Consider the following 22,650-nt stretch of genomic DNA (forward strand, 5'->3'; position numbering starts at 1 on the left):
CAGTGCTGACCCGAAGCGCTCAAGGCTCACCCAGAAGCGCTACCGGGACGCCGCCACAGCGCGGTCTGCCTCCGCGAGCCGCCGAACGGCCTCGGCCAGCTCGGCGTGCCCGGCGGTCGCGGCGAAGCCGAGGCGCAGGAAGGCGCCCGGGAGCTCGGTGGCGAAGTAGCGGTTGCCCGCGCTGACGGCGACGCCGTCGCGGCGGGCCGCGTCGGCGACCACGGCGTCGTCGGCGCCGCCGGGCAGGCGCACCCACAGGTGCAGGCCGCCGGCGGGCACCCGGTCGAGGGTCCAGCCGGGCAGCTCGGCCAGGACGGCGGCGGCCAGCGTCGCGCACCGCTCCCGCAGCGCCGCGCCCAGCGACCGGACGTGCCGCTCCCAGGCGGGGGAGGTGAGCAGGTCGAGCGCCGCCTCCTGGAGCGGGCGGCCGACGAAGAAGTCGTCGACCAGCCGCACGGCGCGCAGGCGTTCCATGACCGGGCCCCGGGCGGTCAGGGCGCCGATGCGCAGGCTGGGCGCGGCCGGCTTGGTGAGGGAGGTCAGGTGCACCACCGTGCCGTCGCGGTCGTCGGCCAGCAGCGGCGGCGGCACCGGCGCGCCGTGGCCGAGGTGGCGCGCGAAGTCGTCCTCGATCACGAAGGCGCCGGCCGCGCGGGCGGTGTCCAGGACCTGCCGCCGGCGGCCCGGCGCCAGCACCGCGCCGGTCGGGTTGTGGTAGGTCGGCTGGCAGTAGAGCAGGCGGGCGCGGGTCAGGGCGAAGGCGTCGGCCAGCAGGTCGGGCTTGAGGCCGTCGGCGTCCGTCGGCACCGGCACCGGGCGCAGGCCGGCCGCGCGGGCGGCGGCGATCGCCCCGGGGTAGGTGGGCGACTCCATCAGGACGGGATCGCCCGGCCCGCCGATCGCCCGGAACGCCATGGAAAGGCCGCTCTGCCCGCCGGCCGTGACCAGGACGTCCTCGGCGCTCACCCCGCCGCCCGCCATCGCGGCGAACACGGCGCGCAGGGAGGCCAGGCCGGCGGCCGGGGCGCGGTCCCAGGCGTCGGGACGGCGGGCCGCGCGGGCCAGCGCGGCGGTCAGGGCGCGGGTGGGCTGGAGCGAGCGGTGCAGGTAGCCGCCGTCCAGCAGGATCGTGGCCTCGGGGAGCGCGCCGACCGCGCCGGTGAGGCTGCGGGTGTCCACGGCCCGGTCGGCGAGGGTGACGCTCTGCCACGCGGTGTCTGGGACCCCGGCGCGCCGCCGCGCCGGGGCCGCGACGTAGGTGCCGCTGCCGGGACGGGTGACCACCACGCCCTCGGCGGCCAGCGCGGCGATCGCCTGCGACACGGTGGCGGGCCCGACCTTGTAGCGGCGGATCAGCTCCCTGCTGCTCGGCAGCCGGTCGCCCGGCGCGAGCCGGTCGATCATCGCGCGCATCCTGGTCGCCAGCTCGGCCGAACTGCTACTGTCGGACATGGAAACCGATGATAGCGCTTCCAGCACTTCGCCAGAATCGCTTCTGGACGTCGCGGCCCTGCGCGCCGACACCCCGGGCGCGGAGGAGGTCGTGCACTTCAACAACGCCGGATGCGGCCTGCTGCCCGCTCCGGTGCTCGCCGCGATGGTCGACCACCTGCGGCTGGAGGCGCACCTCGGCGGCTACGAGGCCGCCGCCGCCCGCGCGGCGCAGGTCGCCGGCTTCTACGCCGAGACCGCCGCCCTGATCAACTGCGCTCCCCGCGACATCGCCTTCACCGGCAGCGCCACCCACGCCTTCTCCACCGCGCTGTCGGCGATCCCGTTCGCGGCCGGGGACGTCGTCCTGACCACCCGCAACGACTTCATCTCCAACCAGATCGCCTTCCTCTCGCTGGCCAGGAGGTTCGGGGTACGGGTCGTGCACGCGCCCGACCTGCCCGAGGGCGGCGTGGACGTGCCCGCCATGGCCGCGCTGATGCGCCGGCACCGCCCGCGCCTGGTGGCCGCCACCCACATCCCCACCAACTCCGGCCTGGTCCAGCCGGTCGCCGAGATCGGCCGGCACTGCCGCGAGCTGGACCTGCTCTACCTGGTGGACGCCTGCCAGTCGGTCGGCCAGTACCCGGTCGACGTCGAGGAGATCGGCTGCGACCTGCTCACCGCCACGTGCCGCAAGTTCCTGCGCGGCCCGCGCGGCTCCGGGTTCCTCTACGTCGCCGACCGCGTCCTGGACGCCGGGTACGAGCCGCTGTTCATCGACATGCACGGCGCGCGCTGGACCGAGCCGGGCCGCTACGAGCCGGTCGCGACGGCGGCCAGGTTCGAGGACTGGGAGTTCCCCTACTCCGTCGTGCTCGGCTGCGCGGCCGCCGCCCGCTACGCCCGGCGGGTGGGCGTGGACGCCGTCGCCCGGCGCACCCCGGCCGTGGCCGCCGGCCTGCGCGACGGGCTGGCCGCGCTGCCCGGGGTGCGGGTGCTCGATCGGGGGCGGCGGCTGGGCGCGCTGGTCACCTTCGCCGTCGAGGGCTGGCGGGCGGAGCCGTTCAAGGCGGCGCTGGACGCGCGCGGCGTCAACTCGGCGCTCAGCTTCCGGCACTTCGCCCAGTTCGACTTCGGGGACAAGGACGTCGACTGGTGCCTGCGCCTGTCGCCGCACTACTACAACACCGAGCAGGAGGTGGACCTGGTCGTCGCGGCGGTCGCCGAACTCGCCGCCGCACCCCGGTGACGGGTTCCGCGAGCGGCTGACGGCGGTTCCTTCCAGACGTGTCCCAACTTATGGCGAATTTCGCCAGAAGATCTAGACGTACGGCATTACGCGGGTGACAATCCGTTCGTCAATCGAAGATCGCCTGGTCCCGCGCGGACCTCTGGTCGACATGCGAGGACCGATGCGGGTTGTGCGTGGGCTGGTCGCGGCCGTCTTGGCCTTCACGATCCCGGCGGTGCCGCCCGCCGGCGCGGAGCCGCCGGAGGCAGGCGCGCCTCCGGCGGCGAGCGCGCCCCCAGCGCCCCCAGCGCCCCTCGCCTCCCTCGCGCCGGAGACGGCCGCGACCGCCGCGGCCAGGCGCGCCGGCCGCCCGGTCGAGATCGAGTCGATGCGCAGCGAGACCCGCCAGGTCTTCGCCCGTCCGGACGGCACCTTCACCCTCGAACAGCACGCCCGCCCCGTCCGCGTCCGCCAGGCCGCCGGCTGGGTGCCCGTGGACACCACGCTGCGCCTGCGTCCCGACGGCGCGGTGGAACCGGTGGCGACGGCGGCCGGGCTGACCTTCTCCGGCGGGGGCGGCGGCCCGCTCGCCCGCCTGTACCGCGGCGGCAAGGCCCTGGAGCTGACCTGGCCGGGCACGCTGCCCAGGCCCTCGCTCGACGGCGACACCGCCACCTACCCCGAGGTGCTGCCCGGCGTGGACCTGCGGGTCACCGCCGACGTGGACGGGTTCTCCCACGTCCTGGTGGTCAAGACGCGGGCCGCCGCGCGAGCCCTGCCCGACCTGGACTTCCCGCTGTCGGTCAGCGGCCTGTCGCTCACCGCCGACAAGGCGGGCAACCTGGAGGCGGTCGACCGCACCGGCGGCACGATCTTCATCGCGCCCACCCCCACGATGTGGGACTCGACCGGCGCCGGCCAGGCCGCGGTCAAGGAGGGCCGCGCGCCCGAGGCCCGCCAGGCCACCATGGGCGTCTCGCTCGAAGGCAGGAAGCTGCGGCTGCGGCCGGACCGCGCGATGATGAGCGACCCGAAGACCCGCTACCCGGTGTTCCTGGACCCGTACTTCTCGGCCGCCCGCGGCGCCTGGACCGCCGTGTGGAGCAACTGGCCCAGCTCCAACTACCTCAACTCCAGCGACGTCGCCCGCGTCGGGCACGTCAACTCGCAGACCAACCGCTCGTTCTTCCAGATGAACACCGGCTCCACGATCCACGGCAAGCAGATCATCAAGGGCACGCTGCGCACGTACGAGACGTGGTCGTACTCGTGCAGCGCCCGCGCGGTCGAGGCGTGGTCCACCAACACGATCAGCAAGAGCACCACCTGGAGCAACCAGCCCAAGTGGGTCAAGAAGCTGTCCACGGTGAACGTGGCCAAGGGCTGGGGCTCGGCCTGCCTGCCCGGCGGCGTCGAGTTCGACGTCACCTCCCAGGTCGCCGACGCCGCCGCCAACAAGTGGGCCAACATCACCGTCGGCCTCCGCGCCACCAGCGAGACCGACCAGTACGCCTGGAAGAAGTTCCGCAACAACCCGAGCCTGGTCATCGAGTACAACTCGCTGCCCGCCGACCCGGTGGCGGCCGACGCCTGGTCCGACCCGGGCGGCCCGTGCGTCTCCGGCGACGACCGGCCGGTCATCAGCACGCCCGCGCCCAAGCTCTGGGCCCGGCTCAAGGACGCCGACAACTCCGTCAGGGGCCGCTTCGAGTGGTACCGGGCCGACGGGACCAAGGCGGGGGAGTACCTGACCCCCGTGGGCTCGACCGGCACGGCCTTCTCCGCCCTCGTCCCGCAGAGCCTGTACGCCGACGGCGCGCTGGTCCGCTGGCGGGTCCGCGCCGAGGACGGCAAGGCCAACAGTGCCTGGAGCCCCTGGTGCGAGGCCACCGTGGACGCCACCGCCCCCGGCCGGGAGCCCGAGGTGTCCTCCGACCGGTTCGCCGAGAACGGCTGGAGCGACGGCGTCGGCCTGGCCGGCCGGTTCACCTTCGCCCCCAACGGCGTCACCGACGTCGCCGCCTACGTCTACGGCCTGGACACCACCCCCAAGACCGAGGTCCCGCCCGCCCAGGACGGCACGGCCGCGATCACCCTCACCCCGCGCCACGACGGCCCGAACGTCCTGTCGGTGCGCAGCAAGGACCGCGCCGGGCAGCTCGGCCCGATCCGCACGTACGTCTTCAACGTCAACGCCGGACAGGGACCGGCCGGCCACTGGCCCATGGACGAGGGCCAGGGCGGCACCGCCGCCGACGCCGCCGGCGCCCACCCCGCCACCCTGTACGGCGCCACCTGGACCGCGGGCCGGACCGGCGGCGCGGTGCGGCTGGCGGGCGCCTACGCCCAGACCGGCGGCCCGGTCGCCGACACCGGGCGCAACTTCGCCGTCGCCGCCTGGGTCCGCCTGACCGGCACCGCCGCCTCCGCCACCGCCGTCACCCAGGAGGGCGGCCGGACCGGCGCGTTCTCGCTCCAGTACAGCAAGGCCGACAACCGCTGGGCGCTGGCCGTCACCGGCGCCGACGCCGACGCCGCGACGACCGTGCGCGCGCTGTCGGCCGCCGCGCCCCGGCTGAACGAGTGGACCCACCTGACCGGCGTCTACGACTCGGCGGCCGGCCAGATCTCCCTCTACGTCAACGGCCGGGCGGAGTCCTCGGTCGCCGTCCCCGCGCCGTGGAACGCCACCGGCCCGCTGACCATCGGCCGCGGCAAGGCGGGTGGCGCGGCGGCCGACTTCTGGCCCGGCGACGTGGACGACGTGCGCGTCTACGGCCGCGCCATGTTCGCCGACGAGGTCGCCGACCTGGTCAACAGCGCCGCCACGCTGGTCGGCCACTGGAAGCTGGACGAGGACGGCGGCCTGTCGGCCGCCGACTCCTCCGGCCGGGCCACGCCCGCCGCGCTGGCCGGCGCCGCCACCTGGACCGACGGCTGGCTGGACGGCGCCCTCGCGCTCGACGGCGCCACCGGCCATGCCCAGACCGCCGCGCCCGCCGTCGCCACCGGCTCCGGGTTCACCGTCGCCGTCTGGACCCAGCTCGACTACCTGCCCGCCAAGGACACCGCCGCCGTCGCCCAGCCGGGCGCCAGGGCGGCCGGGTTCCAGCTCGGCTTCGACAAGGAACAGGGGCGGTGGGCCCTCGGCATGGCCGCCGCCGACACCGACACCGCCGCCCTCGTCCGCACCCGCTCGGACGCCGTCCCCGCCCCCCTGGAATGGACGCACGTCGCCGGCGTGTACGACGCCCTGGCCGGCGAGCTGCGCGTCTACGTCAACGGCCGCCTGTCGGCCACCACCGTCACCCCCCACGTGAGCACCTGGACCGCCACCGGCCCCCTGCAACTGGGCCGGACCAAGACCGCGGGCGTCTTCACCGGCTACTGGCCGGGGACCGTCGACGACGTCCGCACGTACGACGGCGTGCTCAGCGCCGAGCAGATAGCCCAGCTAGCAGCCCAGTAGCCCCCTCCCTGGGAGAATCCGTGGACAGTGAGTTAGACCTGCCAGAGCCCAACTGGAATCGTTTTCAGCAGCCCGCCGCCGAACCCGACGCCCCCGACCCCCGCTGGAACCGCTTCGAGGGCGTCAAGCCTCAGACCGCCTGGCCGCGCAGGCTGGCGACCGTGCTCACGGTCGTGCTCCTGGCGCCCATGGCGTACGCGATGCCCGCCTCCGCCGCGCCCCGCAAGGCGCCCGCGGTGCAGAAGGAGACGCCGGTCAAGGGCGGGAAGGTGCCCGTCCTGCCGCCCCTCGCCGATCCCGCCTCCGCACAGGCGTGGAAGGCCCCGCCCAAGGTCGCCTGGCCCGCCGCCGGCACCGCCGAGCTGGGCGGTGCCGCCGAGCGGGGCGCCTCCGCACTGGCCGCCGGGTTCCCGGTGCGGCTGGCCCCCGCCGCCAAGGGGGTGGCCGCGGCCGAGGCCGTCCCGGTCAAGGTCGAGCTGCTCAGGACCGACCTGCTCGGCGTCGCGATGCGCGTCTCGCCCGGACAGGGCGTCACGGCGGCCAAGGCGTCCGGGAAGACCCGGCTGGAGATCGACTACTCCGGCTTCCGGTACGCCTTCGGCGGCGACTACGGCGCCCGGCTGCGCATGGTCAAGCTCGACGAGTGCGCGCTCGACGCCCAGGCCGCCGCCACCTGCGCCGCGCCGCAGCCGGTCAAAAGCGACAACGACGCCAAGGCGGGCAAGCTGACCGCCGAGGTCGAGACCACCGGCCTGTACGCCGTGACCGCCGCCGCCTCCGGCCCGTCGGGCGACCACGCCGCCACCTCGCTGGCCGCCTCGGCGAGCTGGAGCGTCGGCAACCAGTCCGGCGACTTCTCCTGGAGCTACGACCTGCGCACCCCGCCCGCCCTGGGCGGCGACGAGCCGGACCTGTCGCTCGACTACTCCTCCCAGAGCGTGGACGGCCGCACCGTCTCCACCAACAACCAGCCGTCCTGGGTGGGCGAGGGCTTCGAGCTGAACCCCAGCGGCTACGTCGAACGCCGCTACAAGGCGTGCATGATCGACGGCAAGAAGACCGGCGACCTGTGCTGGGACCAGGACAACGCCACCCTGTCGCTCGGCAACTCCGCCGTCGAGCTGGTCAAGGACGCCACCACCAAGCAGTGGCGGCCCAAGCGCGACGACGGCACCCGCATCGAGTACCTCACCGGCGCCACCAACGGCGACAACAACGGCGAGTACTGGCGGGTCACCACCGCCGACGGCACCCAGTACAGCTTCGGCCTGAACCGCCTGCCCGGCTGGGTCACCGGCAAGCCGGAGACCAAGTCGGTGCAGACCGTGCCGGTGTTCGGCAACAACAGCGGCGAGCCGTGCTACTCCAGCACCCCCGCCAACGCCTGGTGCCAGCAGGCCTACCGGTGGAACCTCGACTACGCGGTCGACACCCACGGCAACGCCACCACGTACTGGTACGAGACCGAGAAGAACTACTACGGCCGCAGCATGAAGCCCGAGCAGGGCACCGTGTACGTGCGCGGCGCGTACCTCACCCGCGTCGACTACGGCTACCTGCAGAGCGAGCTGTTCACCAAGGCCCCGGCCGCCCGGGTGGTCTTCGACGTGGCCGAGCGCTGCCTGCCCTCCGGCACCGTCACCTGCGCCGCCGACCAGCTCAAGAAGGAGACCGCGGCGTCCTGGCCGGACGTGCCGTTCGACCAGATCTGCGACGCCGGGGTCAAGTGCACCGACCGGCTGTCGCCGACGTTCTTCTCGCGCAAGCGCCTGGCCAAGGTCACCACGCAGGTGCTCAACGCCTCCGGCCAGTACAGCCCGGTGGACTCCTGGACGCTGACCCACCAGTTCCCCGCCACGGGCGACGGCCTCAGCCCGTCGTTGTGGCTGGCCTCGGTGCAGCAGAGCGGCCACGTGGGCGGCACCCTCACCATGCCGAAGATCACCTTCAGCGGCGTGCAGCTGCCCAACCGGGTGGACGCCAACGAAGGACGCGCGCCGCTGGTCAAGTGGCGGGTCCAGGCCGTGAACAACGAGACCGGCGGCGAGCTGCGGGTCAACTACGCCGCGGCCGACTGCAAGCCCGGCGACGTGCCCGCCGCGGCCGACAAGAACAACCGGCTGTGCTTCCCGCAGCGCTGGGCGCCGCCCGACGAGGGCGAGGTCACCGACTGGTTCCACAAGTACGTCGTCACCCAGACCGTCGAGGTGGACCGCGTCGCCGGCTCGCCGAACGTGGTCACCGACTACGAGTACCTCGACGGCGCTGCCTGGCACTACGCCGACAACATCCTCGTCAAGCCCGAGCAGCGCACCTGGTCGGACTGGCGCGGGTTCGGCCGCGTCCGGGTGCGCGAGGGCGACGGGCAGGACACCCGGCGCACGCTCACCGAGTTCAGGTACTTCCGCGGCATGCACGGCGACAGGCAGGCCGACGGCTCCAAGCGCGTCGCGCAGGTCGTCGACACCGAGGGCGGCAAGCTGGACGACCTCGACCAGCTGTCCGGCTTCGAACGCGAGGAGATCCTCTACGACGGCGACAGCGCGACGGTGCTCACCGCCACCGTCGAGGAGCCGTGGTCGCTCAAGACCGCCGAGTCCACGCAGGGCGGCGTCACCAAGACCGCCTACGTGGTCGAGCCCAAGTCGATGGTGACCCGCACGGCGCTGGCGGGCGGAACGTGGCGGCGTACCGGCGAGGAGCGCTCGTACGACGCCAAGGGCCTGCTCACCCAGGTGGAGGAGAAGGGCGACCTGGCCACCGCCGACGACGACCAGTGCACCCGCTACACCTACGCCCGCAACGACACCGCCTGGATGCTCGACTACGCCAGCAGGATCCAGAAGGTCGCCGCGGGCTGCGGCACCGCCGTCTCGGCCCTGGCCGCCGGCGAGGTCATCTCCGACGAACGGGTCCAGTACGACAACAAGGCCTACGGCCAGGCGCCCACCAAGGGCGACGTGACCACCGTCCAGCAGCTCGCCGCGGCCGACGGATCGACCCTCACCGACAGCACACACACCTACGACGTCTACGGCCGCGAGACCAGCGAGACCGGCCCGGTCGGCACGAAGTCCACCATCACCTACAGCCCGGCCACCGGCGCCCAGGCCACGGAGATCGTCGAGACCAACCAGCTCGGCCACGTCGAGCGCACCCTCGTCGAGCCGGCCTGGGGCGAGCCGGTCGCCGAGGTCGACGCCAACGGCCGGCGCACCGACATGGAGCACGACGCGCTCGGCCGCCTGGTCAAGGTCTGGCAGCCGGACCGCAGCAAGGCCGCCGGCCAGTCGCCCAGCACCGAGTACGCCTACACCATGCGCACCGACGGCCCCAGCGTCGTCACCACCAAGACGCTGCGCGCCGACGGCGGCTACACCGTCAGCCACGAGCTGTACGACGGCCTGATGCGCGAGCGCCAGACCCAGGAACCCGCACCCCGCGACGACCAGACGCAGGACCCGGCGCTGCGCGACGGGCGCACGATCACCGACACCTTCTACAACTCGCTCGGCGAGGTGAGCAAGTCCAACACCGGCTACTTCGCCACCGGCACGCCCGCCACCGAGCTGCTCGCGGTCGCCGACACCGACGTGCCCACGCAGGTCGTGTCGGTCTTCGACGGCGCCGGCGAGGTCAACGCCCAGATCCTCAAGGCCAAGGGCGTGGAGAAGTACCGCGTCTCGGCCACCCAGCAGGGCGACCGCGTCACCATCACGCCGCCGGCGGGCGGCACCGCGACGACCCGCATCGGCGACGCCGACGACCGGCTCGTCGAGCTGCGCCAGTACAAGGGCGCCACCCCGACGGGCCCGTACGAGTCCACCAAGTACACCTACGACCCCGCCGGCCGCCTGTCCACGGTGACCGACGCCGCGGGCAACGTGTGGCGCCACCACTACGACGTGCGCGGCCGGGAGATCAGGACGGAGGACCCGGACAAGGGCGTCACCACGATGACGTACAACGACGCCGACGAGCTGGTGAGCACCACCGACGCCCGCGGCAAGACCCTCTGGTACGTCTACGACGAGCTCGGCCGCAAGAAGGAGCTGCGCGACGGCTCGGCCACCGGCACGCTGCTGGCCGAGTGGAAGTACGACGCGCTGGCCAAGGGCCACATGAACGCCAGCATCCGGTACGCGGGCGGGCAGGCGTACAAGGCGGAGATCAACGCCATCGACTCCGACTACCGCACGCTGCGCGAGACGGTGACCGTCCCCGAGCGGGAGGGCAAGCTGGCCGGCTCGTACGTGCTCAACACCCGCTACACCCTCGACGACCAGGTGCAGTCGGTCAGCTTCCCGGCCGGGGGCGGGCTGGAGGCCGAGTCGGTGGTCTACTCCTACGACGAGCTCAGCCAGCCGACCAAGGTCAGCGGGCTGTCGTCGTACGTGACCGCGACCCGCTACTCCAAGCTCGGCGAGACCCTGCAGTACGAGCTGGGCTCCGGCGGCAAGAAGACCTGGCTCACCTACACCCATGACGAGTCCACCCGCAGGCTGACCAGGATGCGGCTGGACCGGGAGGGCGCCGCCGCCACCGACCTCGACCTCAACTACGCCTACGACGCCGCCGGCAACATCACCAAGATCGCCGAACGGGCGGGCGGCCAGGACACGCAGTGCTTCACCTACGACCACCTGCGCCGGATGACCTCGGCGTGGACGGCCACCGACGACTGCGCGAGCGGCACGCCGGCCTCGGACAAGATCGGCGGCGTGGCGCCGTACGCGGTCAGCTACGCCTACGACGCCACCGGCAACCGGGTCAAGGAGACCAAGCACGCCTGGGGCGGCGCGCCCGAGACCGTGCGCACCTCGGTCTACCCGGCGGCCGGCGGCAAGCAGCCGCACGCGGTGCAGAGCATCGGGGCCGACCTGTTCGCCTACGACGAGGCCGGCAACACCACCAGGCGCAAGGTCGGCACGTCCGACCAGACCCTCGTCTGGGACGCCGAGGGCAACCTGGAGTCGGTCACGGAGGCCGGGAAGACGACGTCGTTCCTCTACGACGCCGACGGCGACCGGCTGCTGCGCAAGACCGCCACGGACGCCACCCTGTACGTGGACGACATGGAGCTGCGCTTCGACTTCGCCAAGGACGCCGTCGAGCAGACCCGCTACTACACCATCAACGGCGAGCCGATCGCGGTCCGCACGCCCGACAACCAGGTCTACTTCCTGGCCGCCGACCACCAGGGCACCGCGCAGGCCGCGGTGAACGGCGGCACCGGTGAGCTGGCCGTGCGGCGGATGACGCCGTTCGGGGAGGACCGGGGGTCGCCGCCGCCATGGTGGCCGGGTCAGCGGTCCTTCGTCGGCGGAACCAAGGATCCGACGACCGGGCTCGTCCACCTGGGCGCCCGCGAGTACGACCCGAAGAACGGCCGCTTCCTGTCGGTCGACCCCATCATCGACGAGGAGGACCCGCAGCAGCTCAACGCCTACGCCTACGCCAACAACAGCCCCGTCAGCATGAGCGACCCCGACGGCCAGCTGTTCTGGATCGCCGTCGGCATCGCGGCGCGCATCGCGGCGCGGATCATCGCCAGGAAGCTGGCGCAGGCGGCGGCCCGGCGGGCGGCGCTCGCGGCGGCCAGGGCGGCGGCGCGGCGCGCGGCCATCGCGGCGGCCAAGCGGCGGGCGGCGGCGCTGGCCAGGAAGAAGGCGCTGGAGGCGGCCAAGAAGAAGGCCGCGGCGGCGGCCAAGCGCAGGGCGCTGGCCGCGGCCAGGAAGAAGGCGGCGGAGAAGGCCAGGAAGGCGGCCGCGGCGGCGGCCAAGAGACGGGCCGCCGCGGCGGCCAAGAGGGAGGCACGCAGGAAGGCCGCCGAGGCGGCGGCCAAGCGGCGGGCCACGCAGGCGGCGCGGGCGCGCAACCGCTACCGGGCGGCCCAGGCCCGGCGCGCCCAGGCGGCGCGGCGCCCGGCACAGCGTCCGACCAGCCATCGGGCGGTGCAACGGCAGTCGCCGCCGAAGGCCGCCAGGCAGCCGGCGCAGCCGAGACCGAGCCAGGTCTACCGGAACGACGGCACCACGCAGCCGACCCAGTCCTACACCGTCTACCGCGACGGCAAGATGTACCCGGACGGGCCGCCGCCACCCAGCCTGACCAGGCCCCAGGGCTCCGGGCAGGCGGAGAAGCAGATCTTCAAGCCGGAGAAGATCGAGCCGGAGAACACCCGGACGGGCACGATCGCCGAGACCGGCGCCCGGGTCACCCGATGGATCGACCAGAGCGGCCTGGACGACTTCCTCGGCGGCTTCTTCTGATCCCCGGCCCCGGGCGCGCGGACCGACCCCGGTCCCCGCGCCCGGGGCTCCACCGGTTCCCGCGCCCGGGGCTGCACGTCCTCCAGCATGGGGAGTGCCCGGTCCCGGGCAGAGCTCGACGGCCGCGCCGGGGACCGTCCGGTAGCCGGTAGCCGGCGGCCGAGGACGAACGCCATCTCCGGTCGTCCTGGCCGAAGATCATCAGCAGCGGGTCAGGCGACGTCCCGGCGCAGCGGACGCAGGACGGCGGCCGCGCTCGCCAGCGCCGCGTACGCCAGCAGGGCCAGCGCCCCGGCGGCCGGTGACAGCAGCCGGACCGGCTCGCTGGACAGCTGGGCGGCCAGCGCGTCGGCCACGGCGGTGAAGTCGGTCAGCGCCGAGGTCGCGCCGCCGGGCAGCCACGGGTACAGCTCCCGCACGCCGGGGATCATGATCAGCGCCAGCTCGCCGCCGTACAGGTAGCCGATCACCACGCACAGCGCCGCGACCTGGTTGCGGATCAGCGCGCCGACGCCCACGCCGAGCACCACGTAGACCGCCATCGCCACGCCCAGCCGGGCCAGCAGCGCCACGATCGTCCCGGCGGGCAGGCCCAGCTCGGCGCCGCGGGCCGCGGCCACGCCGAACAGCGCCGCCCCGGCCGCGCCGGCCAGCACCAGCCCGTACGCCAGACCCGCCACCGCGTAGGCGACGAGCTTGGCCACCAGCACCCGCCACCGGTCCGGCGCGAACAGGAAGGTGAAGTTCACCGTGCGGTGCCGGTACTCCGACGTGACGGCGAGCGTCCCGACGGCGGCCGGCACGAAGGCGGTGAACCCGAGGAACCCCAGGACGGCCCGCACCCCCGCCTCGGTGTCCAGCCCCGGCATCGGCGGCTCGAAGTTCTCCGGCCCGACCACGGCCAGCAGCCCGATCAGCCCGCCCCCGAGCAGGACGGCCGTCAGCGGCAGGCCCCACCACATCCTGGTGGCCAGCAGCCGCCGGAACTCCGCACGCACGAACCCGCTCACGCCGCCGCCTCCCCACCCGCGCCCGCCGACTCCCGCACGCCCGCCGCCTCCTCGCCCGCGCCCGCCCGTTCCTGCACGCCCGGCGCCTGGCCGGTGAGGCCGAGGAAGAGCCGTTCCAGGGGCGGGCGTTCGGTGGTCAGGCCGTGGACCGGCAGCCCGCGGGCCGCGGCCAGGGCGGCGACCCGCGCCGGATCGAGGCCGCGGACCCGCAGGTCGTGCGGGCCGGTCACGTCCACCTGCGCGGCCTCGGCGGCCAGCGCCGCGCGCAGGGCGGCGGCGTCGGGGGTGCGCACCAGCACGTCCGGCTCGGCGCCGCACAGCTCGCGCAGGGGGCCGGCGGCCAGCAGCCGCCCCCGCCCGATGACCACCACGTCGTCGGCGACCTGCTCCACCTCGGCCAGCACGTGGCTGGAGACCAGCACCGTCCGCCCCTGCGCGGCCATCCCGCGCAGGAACGAGCGCAGCCACGCCGCCCCCTCGGGGTCCAGGCCGTTGCCCGGCTCGTCCAGCAGCAGCACCCGGGGGTCGCCGAGCAGGGCGGTGGCCAGGTTGAGCCGCTGCCGCATCCCGGTGGACAGGGCGCCGGTCGCCCGCCCGGCGGCTCCGGCCAGGCCCACCAGGCCCAGCAGGTCGCCGACCCGGCGATCGGGATGGCCGCCCATCGCGGCGTAGACGCGCAGATGGTCGCGGACCGAGTGCCGGGGGTGGAAGGAGGCGGCGTCGAAGGTCGCGCCCACCACGGTGGTCGGGCGCGGCAGGTCACGGTAGCGGCGGCCGCCGATCGTCACGCCGCCGCTGGTGGGGGTGACGTGGCCGACCATCATGCGCATCGTCGTGGTCTTCCCGGCGCCGTTGAGGCCGAGGAACGCGGTGACCGCCCCGGGCCGGACCGTGAAGCTGAGGTCGTCGACGGCGGTCAGCGCGCCGTACCGCTTGGTCAGGCCGGTGACCTCGACGCCGGTCACGCGGCCGCCGCCTGGACCGCTGCCTGGACCGCTGCCTGGATCGCGGCGGCGGCCCGGCCGGCGTCGGGGACCGAGAGGACCACCTCGTCGAACTCGCCGCCGGAGGCGGCGCGGTCGAGCAGCAGGTGCACCGCAGGCGTGTCGCCGGTCACCGACACGAGCTGCCGCCGCCCGCCGAACAGGCCCCACACGCCGATCTTGACGTGGCCCGCCACGCTCAGCCCCTTGCGCGCCCCGCGCGGGACGCGCAGCGGATCGCCCGCGACCCGCACCTCCCGCACGGACGCGAGCGGGCACGCGTACCGGCCGTGACCGGTGAGCAACCGCTCCCAGCGGCCGAGTTCGATCGTGACCAGACCCTCGTCGACGTACATCGTTGCCATGGTTCAGCCTTCCTTCAGGGGGAGCAGGACCGTCGCCAGCAAGCGCGGCGTACGCCCCTGTCCCGGCTCGTTCGCCAGCAGGGGGCGCACCAGCTCGGCGAACCCCGTGGCGAAGGCGACGAACTCCTCGTCGTCCAGGTGCAGGACCACCTGCTGGTATCCGGCGCCGTCGGCGGCCAGATCGACGCGCTCGCGGTCGAGGTAGCGCGCGAACTCCGACAGCAGGCTGCCGGCGAACGCGGTGAACCACCGCGCGTGGTCCTCCGCCGACGCCGTGGCCAGGGCCTCGGGGGACGGCGTCAGGCCGCCCCCGGGCACCGCGTAGACCCGTTCGGTCGCTCCGCCGACCTTGTGCTCCTCGACGACCTCCAGCATCCCGGCCTTGGCCAGCGTCGCGATCTGCCGGTAGAGCGTCGCCTGCGGCACGTCGGGCAGCAGGGCCGCCAGCTCCGAGGGCGTACGGCGGCCCCCGGCGGCGGCGCGCAGGATGCGGATGCGCACGGGATGCAGCGCCAGCTCGGCCCAGCGCTCTGTCGAGGTCGTCACGCTTCACACGTTATCACTATCGAGAATGAGAATGACAACAACATGGCATTTCCGCATGTCAGCGGCCTTACGGGGGTATGTGGCGCCTGAGGGGGACCCGGTGATGGGAGCGACGGTCGGATACCAGGCGGCGTTCGAGGCGCTGCCGTGTCCCTGCATGCTGCTCACCCGGGGCCAGGTCGTGCTCGCCGTCAACGACGCCTACCTGCGGATGACCGGCCAGGACCGGGCGGAGGTCGTCGGCCGCGCCCTGCTCGGCGCGGCCCCGGTGCTGGGCGGCCTGAGCGGGCCGGGCGCGGCGAAGGTGCGCGCCTCGCTGGAGCGGGTGGCCGCCACCGCCGCCGGCGACGTCGTGCCGCTGCTGCGCGACGACTGGGATCCGCCCGGCCGGCGCCACTGGCGCCTGGCGAACGCCCCGGTGCTCGACCCGTCGGGCGAGGTGACGGAGATCGTCGTCGTGTTCGAGGACGTCACCGGGTCGCTCGAACCCCGGCCCGCCGCCCGGGTCTCCGGCCCCCTGAAGGGCGACGCGCTGCTGCACCAGGCCTACCGCCAGGAGCAGCAGAAGGTCTCCATGCTGCACGAGACGATCGAGCACCAGCAGCGGTTCGTCTTCGACGCCGCCCACGACCTGCGCAACCCGATCACCGGCCTGCTGACCGAGCTGGAGGAGGCCCTGTCCGACCCCGGCGCCGACCTCCGCCGGACCCTGCGCAGCCTGCACCGGGACGCCGAGCGGCTCAACGACATCGTCGGCGACCTGCTCGCCCTGGCCCGCCTCTACACCGCCCCGCCGCCCGGCGCCGACCTCGTCGATCTGGCCCGCCTGGTGGTGGAGGAGCTGGACGCGCATCCGCCGAGCGCGTCCGTCCTGACCCGGCTGGAGGAGGGCGTGGTGGTCCGCGCCTCGCGGGTGCGGCTGGCCCGGCTGCTGTCCAACCTGGTCGCCAACGCCGAGCGTCACACCACCAGCAGGATCGAGTTCGTGGTCGCCGCCGCGCCGCCGTACGCCGTCCTGGAGGTCATCGACGACGGGCCCGGCATCCCGTCCGAGGAGCGCGAGCGCATCTTCCACCGGCTGTACCGGCAGGAGCAGGCGCGCTCGCTGGACGCCGGCGGCTCGGGCTTCGGCCTGCCGATCGCCCGCGAGATCGCCCACGCCTACGGAGGCGACCTCTTCGTGGCCGACCACCCGGGCGGCGCCCGCTTCGTCCTGAGGCTCCCGCTGGCGACGTGATCGGCTCCGGGATCGACGTCCTTATGTCGATGCTCAGCCATAAGTCGTGCGCCGGTCGGCGAAGATAGACTTGGGCTCCTCTGAAGTGGCTGCCGTCATCGGCGGAGAGGCTGGTGTTGACTCTGGACACGCTCAACGGCGCGACGGCGGGGGCCGGCGCGCTGCTCTCCCTGCTGCGGGACGGGCCTCCGCGCACCCGGACCGAGCTGGTGCAGCTCACCGGGCTGGCCCGGTCCACCGTGTCCCTGCGCCTCGACGCCCTGCTCCGCCACCGCTGGGTGCTGCCCGCCGACGACGTCGTCTCCTCGGGCGGGCGGCCCGCGGCCATGTTCGCCTTCAACCGCACCGCCCGGCTCGTCCTGGCCGCCGACCTGGGCGTCACGCACGAGCGGGTGGCGATCACCGACCTCGGCGGCGCGGTGCTGGCCGAGCGCACCGCCGACGCGCCGATCGACCAGGGCCCCGAGGCGACGCTCGGGCGGCTCGCGCGCACGTTCGCCGACCTGCTCGACGAGAGCGGCCGCGACCTGGCCGACGTGTGCGGGGCGGGCATCGGCCTGCCGGGCCCGGTCGAGTACCCGACGGGCCGCCCGGTCAACCCGCCCCTCATGCCGGGCTGGGACCGGTTCCCGGTGCCCGAGTGGCTGGGGGAGCGGCTGGGCGTGCCGGTCTTCGTGGACAACGACGTCAACATCATGGCGCTCGGCGAGCAGCGCGCCGGACGGCAGGCGACCGGCCAGCTCGTCTTCGTCAAGATCGGCACCGGCATCGGCTGCGGCGTGATCTCCGACGGCCGTCTCCACCGGGGCGCGCAGGGCGCGGCCGGCGACATCGGCCACATCCGGGTCGCCACCGCCGACGACGCCGTGCTGTGCCACTGCGGCAACGTGGGCTGCCTGGAGGCCCTGGCCGGCGGGGCCGCGCTGGCCGCCCGCATCTCGGCCACCGGCGTGCCCGCCGCGGGCGGCCGGGACGTCGTCGCGCTGCTGCGCGCCGGCAACCGCGACGCCGCCCAGCTCGTCCGCCAGGCCGGGCGCGAGATCGGCGACGTGCTGGCCACGATCGTCAACTTCTTCAACCCGGCCGCCATCGTGATCGGCGGCGACCTGGCCGACGCCGGTGAGCACCTGCTCGCGGGGGTGCGCGAGGCCATCTACAAGCGCTCGCTGCCGCTGGCCACCCAGCACCTGCGCATCCAGGTCAGCGAGCTGGGCGACCGGGCGGGCGTCATCGGGGCGGCCGTCATGGTGCTGGAGCACGTCCTGGCCCCGGAGGCGGTCGACAGCGCCCTGGCCGGCTGACCGCGTCCGCGAAAGCGCCCGCCTGCCCGCGGCAGGCGGGGCGCTTCGCCGTTCCGGCCACGGACCGAAACCGTTTCGTCTGGGACTTAACGGACTTTCGTTGACAATCATCAAAAGTCAGATCTACTGTCGCGATCTACGAAGGTTCTTCGATCGTCCGCCAATGGAACCCTCCCTCCCGGTCCACCCCCCACGGAAAGGGAACCTCCGCGATGCCTCCCAGGACGCCCCCCGGCAGACCCACCCGTGCCGCCCGATGGACGGCGCGGGTCAGCGCCGTCCTCCTGGCCATGTCGAGCGCCGTCGTGCTCACCGTGGCCGCCTCGCCCGCCCCGCCCGCCCGCGCCCACGCCGCCATCGACCCCGCCGACTACCAGCGCGTCGAGCTGGCCAAGGGCGTGGCCGAGATGGGCGAGCCGATGACCATGGCCGTGCTGCCCGACCTGTCGGTGCTGCACACGGCCCGCGACGGGACGCTGCGCCGCACCGACGCCCAGGGACAGACCACCGTGATCGGGACGCTGCCCGTCTACACCCACGACGAGGAGGGCCTCCAGGGCGTAGCCGTGGACCCCGGCTTCACCGCCAACCGGACCATCTACCTCTACTACGCCCCGCGCCTGAGCACGCCGTCCGGCGACGCCCCCGCGACCGGCGCCGACTGGTCGGCCTGGCAGGGCGTCAACCGCCTGGCCCGGTTCACCCTCAAGCCCGACTGGACGCTCGACACGGCCTCGCAGCGGACCGTCCTCGACGTGGCCGCCGACCGCGGCATGTGCTGCCACGTCGGCGGCGACATGGACTTCGACGCCCAGGGCAACCTCTACCTGTCCACCGGCGACGACTCCAACCCCTTCGACTCGGCCGGCTACGCCCCCATCGACGAGCGCCCCGACCGCAACCCCGTCTACGACGCCCAGCGCAGCGCCGGCAACACCAACGACCTGCGCGGCAAGATCCTGCGCATCAAGGTCAACCCCGCCGACGGCACCTACACGATCCCCGCGGGCAACCTCTTCCCGCCGGGCACCGCGCGGACCAGGCCCGAGATCTACGCCATGGGCTTCCGCAACCCGTTCAGGATGACCGTGGACAAGGCCACCGGCGTGGTCTACGTCGGCGACTACGGCCCCGACGCCGGCAGCACCGACCCGGCCCGCGGGCCCGCCGGGCAGGTCGAGTTCGACCGCGTCACCGGGCCCGGCAACTACGGCTGGCCGTACTGCACCGGGACCAACACGCTGGCCGAGACCTACAACGACTACACCTTCCCCTCGGGCCCGTCGGGCCAGAAGTACGACTGCGCCGCCGGCGGCCCGGCCAACGACTCGCCGCGCAACACCGGCCTGGCCAAGCTCCCGCCCGCCAAGCCCGCCTGGATCAGGTACGGCGGCGACGCCGGCTCGCCGCCCGAGTTCGGCAGCGGCTCGGAATCGCCGATGGGCGGCCCGATCTACCGCTACGACGCCGCCCTGAACTCCGCCGTCAAGTTCCCCCAGGACCTCGACGGGCACTTCTTCGCCGGCGAGTTCGGCCGCAAGTGGATCAAGGCCGTCGACGTGGCCGCCGACGGCACCCGCGGCGAGATCGCCGCCTTCCCCTGGACCGGCACGCAGGTGATGGACCTGGCCTTCGGGCCCGACGGCGCGCTCTACGTCCTGGACTACGGCTCGGGCTACTTCGGCGGCGACGCCAACTCCGCCCTCTACCGCGTCGAGTACATCAAGGACCGGAACCGCTCGCCGGTCGCGGTCGCCAAGGCCGACAAGACCTCCGGCAAGCTCCCGCTCACCGTGGCCTTCTCCAGCGCCGGCTCCGCCGACCCCGAGGGCGGCGCGCTCACCTACGCCTGGGACTTCGGCGACGGCACCACCTCCACCGCCCCGAACCCGACCAAGACCTACACCACCGAGGGCAAGTTCACCGCCACGCTCACCGTGCGCGACCCCCAGGGCAACGCCGGAACCGCCGGCGTGGTCATCACGGCCGGCAACACCGCCCCCGCCGTGACCATCGGCACGCCCGCCCCCGGGACGCTGTTCACCTGGGGCGACACCGTGCCCTTCACCATCGGGGTGACCGACCCCGAGGACGCGCAGATCGACTGCGCCAAGGTGCGGATGACGTACGTCCTCGGCCACGACAGCCACGGCCACCAGATCACCTCGAAGAACGGCTGCGCGGGCGAGCTGACCATCCCGGCCGACGGCGAGCACGACGACGCGGCCAACATCTTCGCCGTCTTCGACGCCGAGTACACCGACCAGGGCGGCCTGACCACCCACACCCAGCACGTCCTGCAACCACGCCACCGCCAGGCCGAGCACTACGCGACGATGTCCGGCGTCTCGCAGATCTCCAAGGCCGCCGCGCACGGCGGCAGGACGGTCGGCGACGTGCACAACGGCGACTGGATCGCCTTCACCCCCTACCGCCTCGACGACGCCAGGACCTTCCGGGCGCGGGTCTCCTCGGGCGGCGTCGGCGGCTCCATCGAGGTGCGCACGGGCTCGCCCACCGGGCCGCTGCTCGGCAAGGCCGCCGTCCCGGTGACGGGCGGCTGGGAGACCTTCACCGACGTGCAGGCCCCGCTGTCCGGCGCGACCGCCGCGTCCACCACGCTCTACCTGGTCTTCACCGGAGGCGCCGGAGCGCTGTTCGACCTCGACGACTTCACCCTGGCCGAGGAGGCGATGGCAGTCGGTCCGATCCGCGCCGCCGACGGCAGGTGCGTGGACGTCGCCGGCGCCGGCACCGCCGACGGCACCAAGGTGCAGCTCTACACCTGCAACGGCACGAACGCCCAGAACTGGACCGTCGACGGCCAGACCGTCAAGGCGCTCGGCAAGTGCCTCGACGTGGCCGGCGCCAACAGCGCCGACGGCACCAAGGTGCAGATCTGGACCTGCAACGGCACGGGCGCGCAGAAGTGGACCGCCGAGGGCGGCGCGCTCAAGGCGCTCGGCAAGTGCCTCGACGCCACCGACCCGGCCCAGCTCGTCATCAGGACGTGCAACGGCGGCACGGTCCAGAGGTTCACCACGGCGACCCCCGCCGCCGGCGGCCCCGCCGTCCTGGTCTTCTCCCGTACGGCGGGGTTCCGGCACGACTCGATCGCGGCGGGCGTCCAGGCGATCAGGGATCTCGGGTTCGGCGTGACCGCCACCGAGGACCCGGCCGCCTTCACCGCGGCGAACCTGGCCGCGTACAAGGCGGTCGTCTTCCTCAACACCACCGGTGACGTGCTCGACGCCGCGCAGCAGACGGCGTTCGAGGCGTACGTCAGGGCGGGCGGCGGCTACGCCGGCATCCACGCGGCCGCCGACATCGAGTACGACTGGCCCTGGTACGGCGGCCTCGTCGGCGCCTGGTTCGCCGCCCACCCGGCGGTGCAGAAGGCGACGGTCAAGGTCGAGGACCGCGCCCACCCGGCGACCGCCCACCTGGACGCCACCTGGCCGCGGACGGACGAATGGTACGACTACCGGACCAACGCCAGGACCGGCGCCCACGTGCTGGCCACCCTGGACGAGTCGACGTACTCGGGCGGCACGATGGGCGCCGACCACCCGATCGCCTGGTGCAAGCCGTACGACGGGGGGCGGTCCTTCTACACCGGCGGCGGGCACACCGCGGAGTCCTTCGCCGAGCCCGCCTTCCGGCAGCACCTGCGCGGCGGCCTGGCCTACGCCACCGGCCAGGCCAAGGCCGACTGCCGCGCCGAGACCGGCTACACCACCCTCTACAACGGCTCGACCACCGGCTGGGAGCAGGCCGGGCCGGGCGGGTTCGCCAACGCCGGCGGCACGCTGACCTCGCAGGGCGGCATGGGCCTGCTCTGGTACAAGGCCAAGGAGTACACCACCTCCTACTCGCTCAAGCTGGACTGGAAGCTGGCCGGTGACGACAACTCCGGCGTCTTCGTCGGCTTCCCGCCCTCGTCCGACCCGTCCTCGGCGGTGAACAACGGCTACGAGATCCAGATCGACGCCACCGACTCCCCGGACCGGACCACCGGCTCGGTCTACGGCTTCAAGGCCGCCGACCTCGCCGCCCGCGACGCCGCGCTGAACCCGCCGGGGGAGTGGAACACCTACGAGATCCGGGTCGAGGGCGAGCGCCTGCGGGTCTTCCTCAACGGCGTGCAGATCAACGACTTCACCAACACCGACCCGGCCCGCTCGCTGAAGAACGGGCACATCGGCATCCAGAACCACAGCGACGCCGACCAGGCGTCCTTCCGCAACATCCGGATCAAGGAGCTCGGCCCGCCGGCCGGGGACTCCGTCGTCCAGGCCGAGACCTGGGCGCAGGCGTCCGGCGTGGCCACCTACCCGCACGCGCCCGCGCACGGCGGCACCGTGCTCGGCTACGTCAACCCGGGCGACTGGGCGGCCTACGACGTGGACCTCACCGGGGTCACCGGGTTCCGGGCGCGGGTGGCCTCGCCGGGGCCGTCCGGCGGCTTCGAGCTCCGTACCGGCTCGCCGACGGGGCCGGTGCTCGGCGCCGTCACCGTGCCGAACACCGGCGGCTGGGAGTCCTACGCCGACGTCTCCACGGCGCTGACCGGCGTGCCCTCCGGCACGACCCGGCTGTACCTGACGTTCACCGGCGCGAACTTCGACGTCGACGACTTCACCCTGGTCCGCGCCGCGGCCAGGGCGCCGGCGAAGCGGACCCGGTAGCCGCCGGGGGGGGGGGGGGGGCGCCCCCGCGCCCCCCCCCCCGCCGGGGGGGGGGGCGCCCCCGGGCCCGCCGCCCCCGGCGGGGGGCGCGGCCCCGCCCCCCCCCCGGCGGGG

General features: G+C 73.9%; 11 protein-coding genes. 6 read left to right on the forward strand and 5 right to left on the reverse strand.

Annotated features, from left to right (window positions below; all coding sequences use genetic code 11):
- Positions 1 to 39: 39 nt before the first annotated feature.
- Positions 40 to 1,452: a PLP-dependent aminotransferase family protein gene (locus ACIBQ8_RS50085; RefSeq protein ID WP_397195760.1), complete on the reverse strand. Its 1,413-nt coding sequence runs from the start codon at positions 1,450 to 1,452 to the stop codon at positions 40 to 42.
- Here ACIBQ8_RS50085 and ACIBQ8_RS50090 point away from each other — a divergent pair.
- From ACIBQ8_RS50090 to ACIBQ8_RS50100, 3 genes are all read left to right on the forward strand, one after another.
- Positions 1,451 to 2,683: an aminotransferase class V-fold PLP-dependent enzyme gene (locus tag ACIBQ8_RS50090; protein WP_397195761.1), complete on the forward strand. Its 1,233-nt coding sequence runs from the start codon at positions 1,451 to 1,453 to the stop codon at positions 2,681 to 2,683. The genes ACIBQ8_RS50085 and ACIBQ8_RS50090 overlap by 2 nt on opposite strands.
- Before the next feature lie 163 nt (positions 2,684 to 2,846).
- Positions 2,847 to 6,134 carry a LamG-like jellyroll fold domain-containing protein gene (locus ACIBQ8_RS50095; RefSeq protein ID WP_397195762.1) on the forward strand — a complete coding sequence of 1,096 codons (3,288 nt, stop codon included), beginning with the start codon at positions 2,847 to 2,849 and terminating at the stop codon, positions 6,132 to 6,134.
- A gap of 20 nt (positions 6,135 to 6,154) precedes the next feature.
- A complete protein-coding gene (locus ACIBQ8_RS50100) occupies positions 6,155 to 12,406 on the forward strand; it encodes an RHS repeat-associated core domain-containing protein (protein ID WP_397195763.1) in 6,252 nt (2,083 codons plus the stop codon).
- 212 nt (positions 12,407 to 12,618) lie between these two features.
- Here ACIBQ8_RS50100 and ACIBQ8_RS50105 read toward each other — a convergent pair whose 3' ends face one another.
- The 4 genes from ACIBQ8_RS50105 to ACIBQ8_RS50120 are packed head-to-tail and all read right to left on the reverse strand — an operon-like array spanning position 12,619 to position 15,310.
- Positions 12,619 to 13,416 carry an ABC transporter permease gene (locus tag ACIBQ8_RS50105; RefSeq protein WP_397195764.1) on the reverse strand — a complete coding sequence of 266 codons (798 nt, stop codon included), beginning with the start codon at positions 13,414 to 13,416 and terminating at the stop codon, positions 12,619 to 12,621.
- Positions 13,413 to 14,381 (reverse strand): ABC transporter ATP-binding protein, encoded by a 969-nt coding sequence (locus ACIBQ8_RS50110; RefSeq protein WP_397195765.1) that lies wholly within the window; start codon positions 14,379 to 14,381, stop codon positions 13,413 to 13,415. Before ACIBQ8_RS50110 ends, ACIBQ8_RS50105 begins: the two co-directional genes overlap by 4 nt.
- Positions 14,378 to 14,764, reverse strand: coding sequence for a hypothetical protein (locus ACIBQ8_RS50115; RefSeq protein ID WP_397195766.1), 387 nt, complete (start codon positions 14,762 to 14,764; stop codon positions 14,378 to 14,380). The genes ACIBQ8_RS50110 and ACIBQ8_RS50115 overlap by 4 nt, the downstream gene beginning before the upstream one ends.
- Before the next feature lie 3 nt (positions 14,765 to 14,767).
- Positions 14,768 to 15,310 carry a helix-turn-helix domain-containing protein gene (locus tag ACIBQ8_RS50120; RefSeq protein WP_397195767.1) on the reverse strand — a complete coding sequence of 181 codons (543 nt, stop codon included), beginning with the start codon at positions 15,308 to 15,310 and terminating at the stop codon, positions 14,768 to 14,770.
- 103 nt (positions 15,311 to 15,413) lie between these two features.
- Between ACIBQ8_RS50120 and ACIBQ8_RS50125 the strand changes: the two genes are divergently transcribed.
- The 3 genes from ACIBQ8_RS50125 to ACIBQ8_RS50135 all read left to right on the forward strand — a co-directional run bounded on the left by ACIBQ8_RS50125 (position 15,414) and on the right by ACIBQ8_RS50135 (position 22,536).
- Positions 15,414 to 16,547, forward strand: coding sequence for a sensor histidine kinase (locus ACIBQ8_RS50125; RefSeq protein ID WP_397195768.1), 1,134 nt, complete (start codon positions 15,414 to 15,416; stop codon positions 16,545 to 16,547).
- A gap of 113 nt (positions 16,548 to 16,660) precedes the next feature.
- Positions 16,661 to 17,848 (forward strand): ROK family protein, encoded by a 1,188-nt coding sequence (locus tag ACIBQ8_RS50130; protein ID WP_397178960.1) that lies wholly within the window; start codon positions 16,661 to 16,663, stop codon positions 17,846 to 17,848.
- A 290-nt stretch (positions 17,849 to 18,138) separates the two neighbouring features.
- Entirely contained in the window at positions 18,139 to 22,536 is a 4,398-nt protein-coding gene (locus tag ACIBQ8_RS50135) for a ThuA domain-containing protein (RefSeq protein ID WP_397195769.1), read from the forward strand.
- The last annotated feature ends 114 nt before the right edge of the window (positions 22,537 to 22,650 follow it).

Source organism: Nonomuraea sp. NPDC049646 (assembly GCF_044465525.1).
Lineage (GTDB): Bacteria > Actinomycetota > Actinomycetes > Streptosporangiales > Streptosporangiaceae > Nonomuraea.

Excerpts from the sequence above, each read along its gene's own strand:
- ACIBQ8_RS50085 (WP_397195760.1), bottom strand. The coding sequence starts at position 1,452 with ATGTCCGACAGTAGCAGTTCGGCCGAGCTGGCGACCAGGATGCGCGCG.
- ACIBQ8_RS50090 (WP_397195761.1), top strand. The coding sequence starts at position 1,451 with ATGGAAACCGATGATAGCGCTTCCAGCACTTCGCCAGAATCGCTTCTG.
- ACIBQ8_RS50135 (WP_397195769.1), top strand. The coding sequence starts at position 18,139 with ATGTCGAGCGCCGTCGTGCTCACCGTGGCCGCCTCGCCCGCCCCGCCC.
- ACIBQ8_RS50125 (WP_397195768.1), top strand. The coding sequence starts at position 15,414 with ATGGGAGCGACGGTCGGATACCAGGCGGCGTTCGAGGCGCTGCCGTGT.
- ACIBQ8_RS50095 (WP_397195762.1), top strand. The coding sequence starts at position 2,847 with ATGCGGGTTGTGCGTGGGCTGGTCGCGGCCGTCTTGGCCTTCACGATC.
- ACIBQ8_RS50115 (WP_397195766.1), bottom strand. The coding sequence starts at position 14,764 with ATGGCAACGATGTACGTCGACGAGGGTCTGGTCACGATCGAACTCGGC.